Annotated in this window: 9 protein-coding genes, 2 tRNA genes and 3 rRNA genes; 10 read left to right on the top strand and 4 right to left on the bottom strand. The window is 52.7% G+C overall.

The features are described from left to right. Nucleotides 1-9 precede the first annotated feature (9 nt). Nucleotides 10-711 carry a FadR/GntR family transcriptional regulator gene (locus HCK03_RS25985; RefSeq protein ID WP_045853717.1) on the bottom strand — a complete coding sequence of 234 codons (702 nt, stop codon included), beginning with the start codon at nucleotides 709-711 and terminating at the stop codon, nucleotides 10-12. Nucleotides 712-1,203: 492 nt separating this feature from the next. Here HCK03_RS25985 and HCK03_RS25980 point away from each other — a divergent pair. From HCK03_RS25980 to rrf, 5 genes are all read left to right on the top strand, one after another. Next, nucleotides 1,204-2,745: ribosomal RNA gene (locus HCK03_RS25980) — 16S ribosomal RNA — on the top strand. A 71-nt stretch (nucleotides 2,746-2,816) separates the two neighbouring features. Beyond that, nucleotides 2,817-2,893 (top strand) — tRNA-Ile (locus tag HCK03_RS25975). Nucleotides 2,894-3,004: 111 nt separating this feature from the next. Then, nucleotides 3,005-3,080: transfer RNA gene (locus tag HCK03_RS25970), tRNA-Ala, on the top strand. A gap of 206 nt (nucleotides 3,081-3,286) precedes the next feature. Then, a 23S ribosomal RNA gene (locus HCK03_RS25965) occupies nucleotides 3,287-6,194 on the top strand. Between the two features lie 96 nt (nucleotides 6,195-6,290). Beyond that, nucleotides 6,291-6,406 (top strand): 5S ribosomal RNA (gene rrf / locus HCK03_RS25960). Together the 16S, 23S and 5S rRNA genes with 2 tRNA genes alongside form the textbook arrangement of a ribosomal RNA operon. Nucleotides 6,407-6,546: 140 nt before the next feature. Here the strand turns inward: rrf and mobB are convergent. Then, nucleotides 6,547-7,059, bottom strand: coding sequence for a molybdopterin-guanine dinucleotide biosynthesis protein MobB (gene mobB, locus HCK03_RS25955; protein WP_041143375.1), 513 nt, complete (start codon nucleotides 7,057-7,059; stop codon nucleotides 6,547-6,549). Further along, complete coding sequence (mobA, locus tag HCK03_RS25950; protein WP_041143376.1) at nucleotides 7,056-7,646, bottom strand: molybdenum cofactor guanylyltransferase MobA; 591 nt, start codon at nucleotides 7,644-7,646, stop codon at nucleotides 7,056-7,058. Before mobA ends, mobB begins: the two co-directional genes overlap by 4 nt. Before the next feature lie 71 nt (nucleotides 7,647-7,717). Between mobA and HCK03_RS25945 the strand changes: the two genes are divergently transcribed. From HCK03_RS25945 to dsbA, 3 genes are all read left to right on the top strand, one after another. After that, nucleotides 7,718-7,987, top strand: coding sequence for a YihD family protein (locus HCK03_RS25945; RefSeq protein WP_041143377.1), 270 nt, complete (start codon nucleotides 7,718-7,720; stop codon nucleotides 7,985-7,987). Nucleotides 7,988-8,062: 75 nt separating this feature from the next. Then, nucleotides 8,063-9,049 carry a serine/threonine protein kinase gene (locus tag HCK03_RS25940; RefSeq protein ID WP_041143378.1) on the top strand — a complete coding sequence of 329 codons (987 nt, stop codon included), beginning with the start codon at nucleotides 8,063-8,065 and terminating at the stop codon, nucleotides 9,047-9,049. Between the two features lie 27 nt (nucleotides 9,050-9,076). Continuing rightward, entirely contained in the window at nucleotides 9,077-9,700 is a 624-nt protein-coding gene (gene dsbA, locus HCK03_RS25935) for a thiol:disulfide interchange protein DsbA (protein WP_041143379.1), read from the top strand. Nucleotides 9,701-9,751: 51 nt separating this feature from the next. Here dsbA and HCK03_RS25930 read toward each other — a convergent pair whose 3' ends face one another. Further along, the gene (locus HCK03_RS25930; protein WP_041143380.1) at nucleotides 9,752-10,651 is read right to left on the bottom strand and encodes an acyltransferase; all 900 of its coding nucleotides are present in this window, start codon (nucleotides 10,649-10,651) and stop codon (nucleotides 9,752-9,754) included. A 395-nt stretch (nucleotides 10,652-11,046) separates the two neighbouring features. On the opposite strand from HCK03_RS25930, the gene polA reads away from it, so the two are divergent. Then, nucleotides 11,047-13,833: a DNA polymerase I gene (gene polA / locus HCK03_RS25925; RefSeq protein ID WP_041143381.1), complete on the top strand. Its 2,787-nt coding sequence runs from the start codon at nucleotides 11,047-11,049 to the stop codon at nucleotides 13,831-13,833. A 165-nt stretch (nucleotides 13,834-13,998) separates the two neighbouring features. Further along, nucleotides 13,999-14,046, top strand: a complete 48-nt coding sequence (locus HCK03_RS26710; protein ID WP_071892919.1) for a small protein SpfP — start codon at nucleotides 13,999-14,001, stop codon at nucleotides 14,044-14,046. Nucleotides 14,047-14,102 lie beyond the last annotated feature (56 nt).

Raw genomic sequence — 14,102 nt, 5'->3', positions numbered from 1 at the left:
CGGAACCCTTTATTTACCTGAATGGTTTGGTGCGCTCAGCAGGGCCTGGCAGGCGCTGAGCGCTCGCGGGCCGTCGCTGTTCAGAATCGCGTCAACAATTGCCTGATGGAGATCCAGCTTCACCACCTCATTCTGAGTAATAGAAGTGAAGTAAGTGTGATAGACCGAATGGAATAGCGAAGCGAAAGAGATAAGGAAGGGATTACCGCTCATTTCATAGATGTGCTCATGCCAGGCCATATCGACTTCAATCCAGCGCTCGCGCTGGAAGCGTCTTTTCAGCTCGCCCATCTCTTCCATTAAGCTATTGAGCTGCGCCTTCTGCTCCGCGCAGCCCAGGGTGGCAGCCAGAAAGCAGGCCTGCGGCTCGAGGCTGCTGCGCATGACGAGGAAGTGGGTCACCACCTCTTCGAAGTTATCTTCCGTTAACCACCATGAGAGCAGCTCCTTGTCGAGAAAGTTCCAGCTACTGCGTGGCATAACGCGGGTACCGATGCGCGGGCGCGGTAAGAGCATACCTTTCGCTGTCAGCGTCTTGACCGCCTCTCGTACCGCCGTTCGGCTCACGCCGAACTGCTCGCCCAGCTCCATTTCACCGGGGAGAATGCTTTCCGGCTGATATTCGCCGGTCAGAATTTTTTGGGCCAGTTTCTCCGCCAGTACCCAGGAGATGTTTTTCTGTGCCGCCAGTTGCTGTGCGCTTAAAGACATAAATGCCGTTCCTTTCTCTTTTCTACTCTATCAGTATGCCACCAGGCGGGGCGTTTCGTTGTTTAAAACGGCAAAACGCCGCTTTTTTGCCACTCTGCGGCCCGGTTTGCTGAAAAAAGAGACGGTTGAAAAGTTTTTTGCAAACAGGGCTTGTCAACGTCAGAGAACTCCCTATAATGCGCCTCCACTGACACGGAACAACGGCCAACATGCCGCCGGGTCAGAAGGCTTCAGCGCTGAATATCAGCCGCGAAAGCCGACAGAGAAAAGCAAAATAAACGCTTGACTCTGAATGAGGAAAACGTAATATACGGGACCTCGCGACAGAGCGCTAAAGCGCGTCGCAACTGCTCTTTAACAATTTATCAGACAATCTGTGTGGGCACTCAAAGTGACATGGATTCTTAACGTCCTCGGACGAAAAATGAATACCAAGTCTCTGAGTGAACATACGTAATTCATTACGAAGTTTAATTCACGAGCATCAAACTTAAATTGAAGAGTTTGATCATGGCTCAGATTGAACGCTGGCGGCAGGCCTAACACATGCAAGTCGAGCGGTAGCACAGAAGAGCTTGCTCTTTGGGTGACGAGCGGCGGACGGGTGAGTAATGTCTGGGAAACTGCCTGATGGAGGGGGATAACTACTGGAAACGGTAGCTAATACCGCATAACGTCGCAAGACCAAAGTGGGGGACCTTCGGGCCTCATGCCATCAGATGTGCCCAGATGGGATTAGCTAGTAGGTGAGGTAATGGCTCACCTAGGCGACGATCCCTAGCTGGTCTGAGAGGATGACCAGCCACACTGGAACTGAGACACGGTCCAGACTCCTACGGGAGGCAGCAGTGGGGAATATTGCACAATGGGCGCAAGCCTGATGCAGCCATGCCGCGTGTATGAAGAAGGCCTTCGGGTTGTAAAGTACTTTCAGCGAGGAGGAAGGCGTTAAGGTTAATAACCTTGACGATTGACGTTACTCGCAGAAGAAGCACCGGCTAACTCCGTGCCAGCAGCCGCGGTAATACGGAGGGTGCAAGCGTTAATCGGAATTACTGGGCGTAAAGCGCACGCAGGCGGTCTGTCAAGTCGGATGTGAAATCCCCGGGCTCAACCTGGGAACTGCATCCGAAACTGGCAGGCTAGAGTCTTGTAGAGGGGGGTAGAATTCCAGGTGTAGCGGTGAAATGCGTAGAGATCTGGAGGAATACCGGTGGCGAAGGCGGCCCCCTGGACAAAGACTGACGCTCAGGTGCGAAAGCGTGGGGAGCAAACAGGATTAGATACCCTGGTAGTCCACGCTGTAAACGATGTCGACTTGGAGGTTGTTCCCTTGAGGAGTGGCTTCCGGAGCTAACGCGTTAAGTCGACCGCCTGGGGAGTACGGCCGCAAGGTTAAAACTCAAATGAATTGACGGGGGCCCGCACAAGCGGTGGAGCATGTGGTTTAATTCGATGCAACGCGAAGAACCTTACCTACTCTTGACATCCAGAGAACTTAGCAGAGATGCTTTGGTGCCTTCGGGAACTCTGAGACAGGTGCTGCATGGCTGTCGTCAGCTCGTGTTGTGAAATGTTGGGTTAAGTCCCGCAACGAGCGCAACCCTTATCCTTTGTTGCCAGCGGTTCGGCCGGGAACTCAAAGGAGACTGCCAGTGATAAACTGGAGGAAGGTGGGGATGACGTCAAGTCATCATGGCCCTTACGAGTAGGGCTACACACGTGCTACAATGGCATATACAAAGAGAAGCGACCTCGCGAGAGCAAGCGGACCTCATAAAGTATGTCGTAGTCCGGATCGGAGTCTGCAACTCGACTCCGTGAAGTCGGAATCGCTAGTAATCGTGGATCAGAATGCCACGGTGAATACGTTCCCGGGCCTTGTACACACCGCCCGTCACACCATGGGAGTGGGTTGCAAAAGAAGTAGGTAGCTTAACCTTCGGGAGGGCGCTTACCACTTTGTGATTCATGACTGGGGTGAAGTCGTAACAAGGTAACCGTAGGGGAACCTGCGGTTGGATCACCTCCTTACCTAAAAGAACCTGCCTTTGTAGTGTCCACACAGATTGTCTGATGAAAAATAAGCAGTAAAAAATCTCTGCAGGCTTGTAGCTCAGGTGGTTAGAGCGCACCCCTGATAAGGGTGAGGTCGGTGGTTCAAGTCCACTCAGGCCTACCAAATTCATCCTGAATACTGCGTTGTGAAACGACTCGCATACTTCAGTATGCTTCGTCCTCCCACGCCTTGTCTCAGTCTGAATTACCGGTAAACAGAGAAAGCAATTACGATGGGGTTATAGCTCAGCTGGGAGAGCGCCTGCCTTGCACGCAGGAGGTCTGCGGTTCGATCCCGCATAGCTCCACCATCCTTTTACTGCACAAAATAAGAAAACTTCAGAGTGTTCCTGAAAAGGTGCACTGCGAAGTTTTGCTCTTTAAAAATCTGGATCAAGCTGAAAATTGAAACGACACACTGTCTCCTTTCTCCGTAATAAGAAAGGAAAAACGGTGTGTTCGAGTCTCTCAAATTTTCACAACACGACCTGTTTTACGAAACAGCTTCGGGTTGTGAGGTTAAGCGACTAAGCGTACACGGTGGATGCCCTGGCAGTCAGAGGCGATGAAGGACGTGCTAATCTGCGATAAGCGTCGGTAAGGTGATATGAACCGTTATAACCGGCGATTTCCGAATGGGGAAACCCAGTGTGATTCGTCACACTATCGTTAAGTGAATACATAGCTTAACGAAGCGAACCGGGGGAACTGAAACATCTAAGTACCCCGAGGAAAAGAAATCAACCGAGATTCCCCCAGTAGCGGCGAGCGAACGGGGAGCAGCCCAGAACCTGAATCAGTTTGTGTGTTAGTGGAAGCGTCTGGAAAGTCGCAGGGTACAGGGTGATACTCCCGTACACTAAAATGCACATTCTGTGAGTTCGAAGAGTAGGGCGGGACACGTGGTATCCTGTCTGAATATGGGGGGACCATCCTCCAAGGCTAAATACTCCTGACTGACCGATAGTGAACCAGTACCGTGAGGGAAAGGCGAAAAGAACCCCGGCGAGGGGAGTGAAACAGAACCTGAAACCGTGTACGTACAAGCAGTGGGAGCCTCTTTTATGGGGTGACTGCGTACCTTTTGTATAATGGGTCAGCGACTTATATTCTGTAGCAAGGTTAACCGTATAGGGGAGCCGCAGGGAAACCGAGTCTTAACTGGGCGTTAAGTTGCAGGGTATAGACCCGAAACCCGGTGATCTAGCCATGGGCAGGTTGAAGGTTGGGTAACACTAACTGGAGGACCGAACCGACTAATGTTGAAAAATTAGCGGATGACTTGTGGCTGGGGGTGAAAGGCCAATCAAACCGGGAGATAGCTGGTTCTCCCCGAAAGCTATTTAGGTAGCGCCTCGTGAACTCATCTTCGGGGGTAGAGCACTGTTTCGGCTAGGGGGTCATCCCGACTTACCAACCCGATGCAAACTACGAATACCGAAGAATGTTATCACGGGAGACACACGGCGGGTGCTAACGTCCGTCGTGAAGAGGGAAACAACCCAGACCGCCAGCTAAGGTCCCAAAGTCATGGTTAAGTGGGAAACGATGTGGGAAGGCACAGACAGCCAGGATGTTGGCTTAGAAGCAGCCATCATTTAAAGAAAGCGTAATAGCTCACTGGTCGAGTCGGCCTGCGCGGAAGATGTAACGGGGCTAAACCATGCACCGAAGCTGCGGCAGCGACGCTTAGGCGTTGTTGGGTAGGGGAGCGTTCTGTAAGCCGTTGAAGGTGGCCTGTGAGGGTTGCTGGAGGTATCAGAAGTGCGAATGCTGACATAAGTAACGATAAAGCGGGTGAAAAGCCCGCTCGCCGGAAGACCAAGGGTTCCTGTCCAACGTTAATCGGGGCAGGGTGAGTCGACCCCTAAGGCGAGGCCGAAAGGCGTAGTCGATGGGAAACAGGTTAATATTCCTGTACTCGGTGTTACTGCGAAGGGGGGACGGAGAAGGCTATGTTAGCCGGGCGACGGTTGTCCCGGTTTAAGCATGTAGGCGGAGAGTTTAGGTAAATCCGGACTCTTATTAACGCTGAGGTGTGATGACGAGGCACTACGGTGCTGAAGTAACAAATGCCCTGCTTCCAGGAAAAGCCTCTAAGCATCAGGTAACATCAAATCGTACCCCAAACCGACACAGGTGGTCAGGTAGAGAATACCAAGGCGCTTGAGAGAACTCGGGTGAAGGAACTAGGCAAAATGGTGCCGTAACTTCGGGAGAAGGCACGCTGATGGTAAGTGAAGTGACTTGCTCACGGAGCTGAAATCAGTCGAAGATACCAGCTGGCTGCAACTGTTTATTAAAAACACAGCACTGTGCAAACACGAAAGTGGACGTATACGGTGTGACGCCTGCCCGGTGCCGGAAGGTTAATTGATGGGGTTATCCGCAAGGAGAAGCTCTTGATCGAAGCCCCGGTAAACGGCGGCCGTAACTATAACGGTCCTAAGGTAGCGAAATTCCTTGTCGGGTAAGTTCCGACCTGCACGAATGGCGTAATGATGGCCAGGCTGTCTCCACCCGAGACTCAGTGAAATTGAACTCGCTGTGAAGATGCAGTGTACCCGCGGCAAGACGGAAAGACCCCGTGAACCTTTACTATAGCTTGACACTGAACATTGAGCCTTGATGTGTAGGATAGGTGGGAGGCTTTGAAGCGTGGACGCCAGTCTGCGTGGAGCCAACCTTGAAATACCACCCTTTAATGTTTGATGTTCTAACGTAGACCCGTAATCCGGGTTGCGGACAGTGTCTGGTGGGTAGTTTGACTGGGGCGGTCTCCTCCCAAAGAGTAACGGAGGAGCACGAAGGTTAGCTAATCCTGGTCGGACATCAGGAGGTTAGTGCAATGGCATAAGCTAGCTTGACTGCGAGCGTGACGGCGCGAGCAGGTGCGAAAGCAGGTCATAGTGATCCGGTGGTTCTGAATGGAAGGGCCATCGCTCAACGGATAAAAGGTACTCCGGGGATAACAGGCTGATACCGCCCAAGAGTTCATATCGACGGCGGTGTTTGGCACCTCGATGTCGGCTCATCACATCCTGGGGCTGAAGTAGGTCCCAAGGGTACGGCTGTTCGCCGTTTAAAGTGGTACGCGAGCTGGGTTTAGAACGTCGTGAGACAGTTCGGTCCCTATCTGCCGTGGGCGCTGGAGAATTGAGGGGGGCTGCTCCTAGTACGAGAGGACCGGAGTGGACGCATCACTGGTGTTCGGGTTGTCATGCCAATGGCATTGCCCGGTAGCTAAATGCGGAAAAGATAAGTGCTGAAAGCATCTAAGCACGAAACTTGCCCCGAGATGAGTTCTCCCTGACTCCTTGAGAGTCCTGAAGGAACGTTGAAGACTACGACGTTGATAGGTCGGGTGTGTAAGCGTAGCGATACGTTGAGCTAACCGATACTAATGAACCGTGAGGCTTAACCTTACAACGCCAAAGCTGTTTGGTGTGATGAATTTGAGAGATTTTCAGCTGATACAGATTAACTGACAGGCCTGATGGCGTGTTGGTAAACAGAATTTGCCTGGCGGCAATAGCGCGGTGGTCCCACCTGACCCCATGCCGAACTCAGAAGTGAAACGCCGTAGCGCCGATGGTAGTGTGGGGTCTCCCCATGTGAGAGTAGGGAACTGCCAGGCATCAAATAAACAAAGAAACCTCATGCGAAAGCATGAGGTTTTTTTGTTGTCTGCGGTTCAGGAAAAGTGACCTGACGCCGCCCGGATCGGGGGCCGCGTACCGCGATCCCTGACCCTTTAGCCGCTAAGCTTGCCTCTCATCACCCGCGTTGTTCTTCTAACCAGCGGACAATAAATGCCGCGATCTGCGCAATATCATTTAAATCCAGCTGGGGCAAAGAAGTCGTCACCGGCGCATCGCTGGCCACCGCAATAACGTACTTATCAAGAACAAGATCCTCAACGCGATGGCCGCCATTTTGCCGAAAAAGCACGATCTTAGGCACTGATTCATGCTTAAAACCCTCTACCAGCACAACGTCCAGCTTTGAGGCATCCATCCGGCTAACCAGCCACGGCAGGTCTACTTCTTCTTGATCCGGAGTTTCAGTCATCAGCGCCCAGCGCTGCGTACTGGCGACAATAGTCTGCGCGGCGCCTGCTTTGCGCAGCTCATAGCTGTCTTTCCCTGGCTTATCGACATCCATATCGTGATGGGTATGCTTTATCAAACCCGGGCGCAACCCCTCGGCGCACAATGCAGGGATCAGCTGCTTTAATAACGTTGTTTTACCGGTTCCGCTCCAGGCAGAAATTGCTAAAACAGGGATCATAACGGCTCCTGCATATCGTGAATATGCTGTAAGTCAGCAAGCGTATTCACATTAATAAACGCAGACTTTACGTCGCTAAAATCGACGCTATGTCCGCCTGCCTGGCGCATAAAGACCATCACCCGCCGTTCGCCGGCCGCCAGATAGGCCTCCAGCTGTGGTATTAGCCGACGATGTATCAGGGCGATAGCGGGGTGATCCCGCTCCCCATCGTGCGCCCAGACCACCGGTGAGGCCTGCTTCTGCTGCATCAAACGCGCAACCAGGAACGGCGGAATAAACGGCGTGTCACAGGGGCAAAATACAAACCAGGGGCACTCTATCTGCTGCATCACCGACAGCATACCGGCCAGCGGTCCGGGAAAATCGCTAAGGCTATCGGTATAGATTGGGTAACCCGTCGCTTGCCAGCTTTGCAGATTACGGTTGGCGCTGATCGCCAGATTGGTCACCTGCGGTTGCAGCGCATCCGTAACATAGCGCCATAGCGGCTGTCCGTTTAGCCGCTGCAGTCCTTTATCCACTCCGCCCATCCGCGTGGCTTTTCCGCCGGCCAGCACGACGCCGGTTATTGCCTCGCCTTGCATAGAAATATCGCCTCTTTCATTGTGGGATTGACCCTGTTAACTTGTCCCTATCAAGAGTAAGGAGCATGAGCATGAAATGTAAACGTCTGAATGAAGTTATTGAACTCCTCCAGCCAGCCTGGCAAAAAGAGCCGGAACTGAATCTGATTCAATTCTTGCAGAAACTGGCGAAAGAGGCCGGTTATGAGGGGGAACTCGCCGATCTTTCTGACGATATTCTTATTTACCATCTGAAGATGCGTGACTCGACAAAAGAAGCCGTTATTCCGGGGATTAAGAAAGACTACGAAGAAGATTTCAAAACGGCGCTGCTGCGCGCTCGCGGCGTGATTAAAGAGTAAAAGGTTGTAAGTGCGACCACAGAATGAGTTATGAGATGATATCCTGAACTATTCGTACGATTATCGGATGTCAGGATGCACGATAAGGCTTTCAATTTTCAGACGCTTCACCCGGATACCATCATCGATGGCCTGTTTGATCTGGGGATGCGGGTAGACTCAGGTCTCACCCCGCTAAATAGCTATGAAAACCGCGTTTACCAGTTTCAGGACGAAGATCGCCGCCGCTATGTGGTGAAGTTCTATCGTCCTGAGCGTTGGTCTGCCGAACAGATCCTCGAAGAACACCAGTTTACCTTCCAGCTAGAGCAGGATGAGGTGCCCGTCGCCGCGCCGTTGCTCTTCAACGATCGCTCGCTTCATCAACACCAGGGCTTCTTCTTTGCCGTTTTCCCAAGCCTGGGCGGGCGTCAGTTTGAAGCGGATAACCTTGATCAGATGGAATGGGTAGGGCGTTTTCTTGGCCGCCTGCATCAAACCGGGCGCAAGCAGCTCTTTGTTGCCCGACCAGAGATCGGCATTAAGGAATATTTACTCGAACCGCGCGCGGTATTTGAGCACTCAACGCTGATACCGGCCGGCCTGAAGAAGCGTTTTCTCGCTGCGGCTGATAAGCTGATCGAGGCGGTCACGGCGAAGTGGGACGGCGGCGCTAAGATCCTGCGCCTGCACGGTGACTGCCATGCCGGAAATATCCTCTGGCGCGATGGCCCGCTTTTTGTCGATCTGGATGATGCCCGCAACGGCCCCGCTATTCAGGATCTCTGGATGCTGCTGAACGGTGATAAAGCCGAACAGCGCATGCAGCTGGAGACGATCGTTGAAGCTTATGAAGAGTTCAGCCCGTTTAACACCGACGAAATTGCCCTCATCGAACCGTTACGCGCGATGCGCTTAGTCTACTACCTTGCGTGGTTGCTCCGACGCTGGGACGATCCTGCCTTCCCTATCAACTTCCCATGGCTTACCGGGGAAGACTACTGGCGCGGGCAGACCAAAACTTTTCTTGAGCAGGTGAAGGTTCTACAGGAACCCCCTCTTCAGTTAACGCCAATGTATTAATCTGATATTTCCAGGAGAGAGTTAAAAATGAAAAAAATTTGGCTGGCGCTGGCTGGTATGATTCTGGCTTTTAGTGCATCCGCTGCCCAGATAACCGACGGCAAGCAGTACATTACCCTCGAGAAGCCGGTTGCCGGCGAGCCGCAGGTGCTCGAATTCTTCTCGTTCTACTGCCCGCACTGCTATCAGTTTGAAGAAGTGCTGCACGTTTCTGACAACGTGAAGAAAAAGCTGCCGGAAGGCGTCAAAATGACGAAGTACCACGTTGAGTTCCTTGGCCCGCTGGGCAAAGATTTAACTCAGGCGTGGGCGGTGGCCATGGCGCTGGGCGTTGAAGATCGGATCACCGTTCCGATGTTTGAGGCGGTGCAGAAAACACAAACCGTGCAGACCGTTGCCGATATTCGTAAAGTCTTCGTTGATGCTGGCGTGAAGGGTGAAGATTACGATGCGGCCTGGAACAGCTTCGTGGTGAAATCTCTGGTTGCCCAGCAGGAAAAAGCCGCGGCTGACCTGCAGCTGCAGGGCGTACCGGCGATGTATGTTAATGGTAAGTATCAGCTGAACCCGCAGGGGATGGATACCAGCAATATGGACGCATTTGTCGCCCAGTATGCTGATACCGTTAAGCAGCTGGTTGAGAAGAAATAAAAAAATAACGCCGGTCACTGACCGGCGTTGTTGTTTTCGGGCTCAATAAAGTTACTTTTCCTGCCGTTGTAGCATTTCCGTCAGCCGGGCGTCTTTTTCTTGCCATAACTCGTTCAGCCAGCGCTGAAAGCGACGTTTAAAGTTCTTATCATTCACGTAATCACCGTACAGCTCTTCAGCGACGGGCATCAGATTAACGCGGACCACAATTCGCGTGAGGCGGCCGCTAAGCATGTCGTAAAAGGGGCGCCGGTTATTCTGCGGATAGCATAATGTCACGTCCAGCAGCTTATCGAACTGACTGCCCAGTACGTTCAGAGCCATCGCAACGCCTGCCGCCTTTGGTGGCAATAAGTTGCTATAAGGCGAACGAGTCTGGTGCTGTTTCTCCTCGGTGAAACGTGACCCTTCTACAAAGTTAACGATGGTCGTTGGATAAGCGCGGAATTTCTCGCAGGAACGACGGGTCGTTGCCACATCTTTGCCGCGGCGCTCCGGATGGCGAATGAGATAGCCTCGCGAGTAGCGGCGCATAAAGGGCATATCCAGCGCCCAGCAGGCAAGACCGATAAAAGGCACCCAGGCTAACTGCTGCTTGAGGAAGTATTTGTTCATCGGTATATGCTTGCGGAACAGCACGCAGAGCACCACGATATCTGCCCAGCTGTGATGATTGCTAATGAGCAGATACCAGTTCTTTTTATTCAGCCCTTCAAGACCCTGCACGTCCCACTTCAGCCCCGGGTTGAGGTACAGCAGCAGCGCCAGCCCTTCGCACCAGCAGTACATCATGAAATTACAAAAATGAGAGATAGCGCGCCATACCGCAGGGATCGGCACCAGCAGTTTAATCACTCCGGCGATAATAATCGGTACGGAACAAATAATGGTGACCAGGATGGTAAGAGCGATACTAAGAGGAAGCGTTATCGCTGCGAGTAATCTCGACATAGTTATTTTATTCAGAAAGTTAGGCTGAGAAAGAGCGCGATTAAACAGCGCAAGAGCCTGATTTTATCAGAAAACGCAGCAAATGACGGGTCTAACGAGAATAGAAAAACAGGCGGATCTTATATCCACATGGAGCATTGAGTCATCGTGACGGCTTTAAATCAATAATCTATATATAACCACATGATAAATAAAAACTAATTATAATGAAACGCGCTTTTTTTCATACACGATGGCTACCGGCCTAAAACTATGCACAAACTTATCCACAGATAGCTGTGCCGCAGGATCGACCGGATCGATGAATCTTTTCGGCGAAATGTGGGAAAAATTCAGGTTTTCATGCCTGTCTGTGGCATCCTTTATCCATAATCTGATAAACAGGCACGGAAATTATGGTTCAGATCCCTGAAAACCCTCTCATCCTCGTTGACGGCTCCTCTTACCTTTACCGCGCGTATCACGCATTCCCGCCGCTGACCAACAGCGCTGGCGAGCCGACTGGCGCAATGTATGGCGTGCTGAATATGCTGCGAAGCCTGATCCTGCAGTACCAGCCCACCCATGCCGTGGTGGTGTTTGATGCCAAAGGGAAAACTTTCCGTGACGAACTGTTTGAGCACTACAAATCCCACCGCCCGCCGATGCCCGACGATCTGCGCGCGCAGATTGAGCCGCTGCACACGATGGTGAAAGCGATGGGCCTGCCGCTGATGGCGGTACCGGGCGTGGAGGCTGACGATGTGATTGGCACCCTGGCGCGTGAGGCCGAAAAAGCGGGTCGCCCGGTATTGATCAGTACCGGCGATAAGGACATGGCCCAGCTGGTCACTCCGGGTATCACTCTGATTAACACCATGACCAATACGATCCTCGGCCCGGATGAAGTGGTGACGAAGTACGGCGTTCCGCCAGAGCTGATCATCGATTTCCTCGCCCTGATGGGCGACTCCTCGGATAACATTCCGGGCGTTCCGGGAGTCGGAGAGAAAACCGCTCAGGCCCTGCTACAGGGATTGGGTGGCCTTGATACGCTGTATGCCGAAGCGGAAAAAATCGCTGGCCTGAGCTTCCGTGGCGCCAAAACAATGGCGGCGAAGCTCGAGCAGAATAAAGAGGTGGCCTACCTCTCCTATCAGCTGGCGACCATTAAAACAGACGTGGAGCTGGATCTGAGCTGCGAAGAGCTGCTGGTTCTGGAACCGGCGGCGGACGATCTGCTGACGCTGTTCAAAAAGTATGAATTCAAGCGCTGGATAACCGACGTGGAGTCCGGCAAATGGATGCAGGCAAAAGGGAGCAAGCCTGCGGCAAAACCGGCGCAAGCGGCGGTGGCTGAAGAAGAGGTTGTTGAAGCTGCGGCAACGCTGTCTGCCGAAAACTACGTCACCATTCTTGATGAAGAGACGTTAACGGCGTGGATTGAGAAGCTCAAAAAAGCGCCGCTGTTTTCTTTCGATACGGAAACGGACAGCCTGGATAACATCTCGGCCAACATGGTCGGCCTGTCGTTCGCTATCGAACCCGGCGTTGCGGCCTATGTGCCGGTTGCGCATGATTATCTCGATGCGCCGGATCAGATCCCGCGCGATCGCGTGCTTGAGCTGCTCAAGCCGCTGCTGGAAGATAATAGCCTCCTTAAAGTTGGGCAAAACCTGAAGTACGACCGCGGGATTTTGGCGAACTATGGCATTGAGCTCCGCGGCATTGCCTTCGATACGATGCTGGAGTCCTACATCCTTGATAGCGTGGCGGGGCGTCATGACATGGACAGCCTCTCCGATCGCTGGCTTCAGCATAAAACCATCACCTTTGAAGAGATTGCCGGCAAAGGAAAGAATCAGCTTACGTTTAACCAGATTGCGTTGGAAGAAGCGGGCCGCTATGCGGCTGAAGATGCCGACGTTACTCTGCAGCTGCACCTGAAGATGTGGCCGAAGCTGCAGCAGCACGAAGGGCCGCTGCACGTATTTAAAAACATCGAGATGCCGCTGGTCCCGGTGCTATCCCGCGTTGAGCGCAACGGGGTTAAAATTGATCCGGCGGTGCTGCACGCCCATTCTCAGGAGATCGCTAAGCGCCTGGTTGAGCTGGAGCAGAAGGCCTATGAGATCGCCGGAGAAGAGTTCAATCTCTCCTCACCGAAGCAGCTGCAAACGATTTTGTTTGAAAAGCAGGGCATTAAACCGCTGAAGAAAACCCCGGGCGGCGCGCCATCGACTTCGGAAGAGGTGCTGGAAGAGCTGGCGCTGGACTATCCGCTGCCGAAGGTGATTCTTGAGTACCGTGGGCTAGCCAAGCTGAAGTCGACGTATACCGATAAGCTGCCGCTGATGATTAACCCCAAAACCGGCCGGGTCCATACCTCATACCATCAGGCCGTTACCGCTACCGGGCGACTCTCTTCAACGGACCCTAACCTGCAAAATATACCGGTGCGTAACGAGGAAGGGCGACGCATTCGTCAGGCGTTTATCGCGCCGCAGGATTATCTCATCGTCTCTGCCGACTACTCGCAGATTGAACTGCGCATCATGGCCCATTTATCTCGTGATAATGGCCTGCTGACCGCTTTTGCTGAAGGGAAAGATATCCACCGGGCGACGGCGGCTGAGGTCTTTAGCCTGCCGCTGGAGAGCGTCAGCAGCGAGCAGCGTCGTAGCGCTAAAGCGATCAACTTTGGTTTGATCTACGGCATGAGCGCATTCGGCCTCGCGCGCCAGCTCAATATTCCGCGCAGAGAAGCGCAAAAGTATATGGATCTCTACTTCGAGCGCTATCCGGGCGTGCTGGATTATATGGAGCGCACCCGCGCGCAGGCGAAAGAGCAGGGATATGTTGAAACCCTGGACGGTCGTCGGCTCTATCTCCCGGACATCAAATCCAGCAACGGCGCACGTCGTGCAGGCGCTGAGCGAGCGGCAATCAACGCGCCAATGCAGGGGACGGCGGCGGATATCATTAAGCGGGCAATGATTGCCGTTGATGAGTGGCTGCTGACCGAGAAGCCGCGGGTGCGAATGATCATGCAGGTGCACGATGAACTGGTCTTTGAAGTGCATAAAGATGACCTCGAGAGCGTGGCGAAAAAGGTCCATGAATTAATGGAAAACAGCACCACGCTGGCGGTTCCGCTGCTGGTGGAAGTGGGTAGCGGAGAAAACTGGGATCAAGCGCACTAAGTATTTCGTGGAGAGAGCGTTTTTCTGTAAGTAAGCAACATAACTTATAGAGTTTTGTGACGATCATTCGAATTTGCTATGTAAAGAGTGAAAAAAAACTACAAAAAGTGCTTTCTCCCTAACTGAAAGAAGAGTAGAGTTAATGACGTAGGGTACAGAGGTAAGATGTTCTATCTTTCAGACCTTTTACTTCACGTAATCGGATTTGGCTGAATATTTTAGCCGCCCCGGTCATTTATGACCGGGGCGTTTTTTATTGCGCGAAAGAA

Origin of the sequence: Klebsiella terrigena (assembly GCF_012029655.1) — a bacterium.
GTDB classification, from domain to species: domain Bacteria; phylum Pseudomonadota; class Gammaproteobacteria; order Enterobacterales; family Enterobacteriaceae; genus Klebsiella; species Klebsiella terrigena.
This window is presented reverse-complemented; position numbering and strand designations above follow the sequence as displayed.

Excerpts from the sequence above, each read along its gene's own strand:
- mobA (WP_041143376.1), bottom strand. The coding sequence starts at position 7,646 with ATGCAAGGCGAGGCAATAACCGGCGTCGTGCTGGCCGGCGGAAAAGCC.
- HCK03_RS25945 (WP_041143377.1), top strand. The coding sequence starts at position 7,718 with ATGAAATGTAAACGTCTGAATGAAGTTATTGAACTCCTCCAGCCAGCC.
- polA (WP_041143381.1), top strand. The coding sequence starts at position 11,047 with ATGGTTCAGATCCCTGAAAACCCTCTCATCCTCGTTGACGGCTCCTCT.
- mobB (WP_041143375.1), bottom strand. The coding sequence starts at position 7,059 with ATGATCCCTGTTTTAGCAATTTCTGCCTGGAGCGGAACCGGTAAAACA.
- dsbA (WP_041143379.1), top strand. The coding sequence starts at position 9,077 with ATGAAAAAAATTTGGCTGGCGCTGGCTGGTATGATTCTGGCTTTTAGT.
- HCK03_RS25930 (WP_041143380.1), bottom strand. The coding sequence starts at position 10,651 with ATGTCGAGATTACTCGCAGCGATAACGCTTCCTCTTAGTATCGCTCTT.
- HCK03_RS25985 (WP_045853717.1), bottom strand. The coding sequence starts at position 711 with ATGTCTTTAAGCGCACAGCAACTGGCGGCACAGAAAAACATCTCCTGG.
- HCK03_RS25940 (WP_041143378.1), top strand. The coding sequence starts at position 8,063 with ATGCACGATAAGGCTTTCAATTTTCAGACGCTTCACCCGGATACCATC.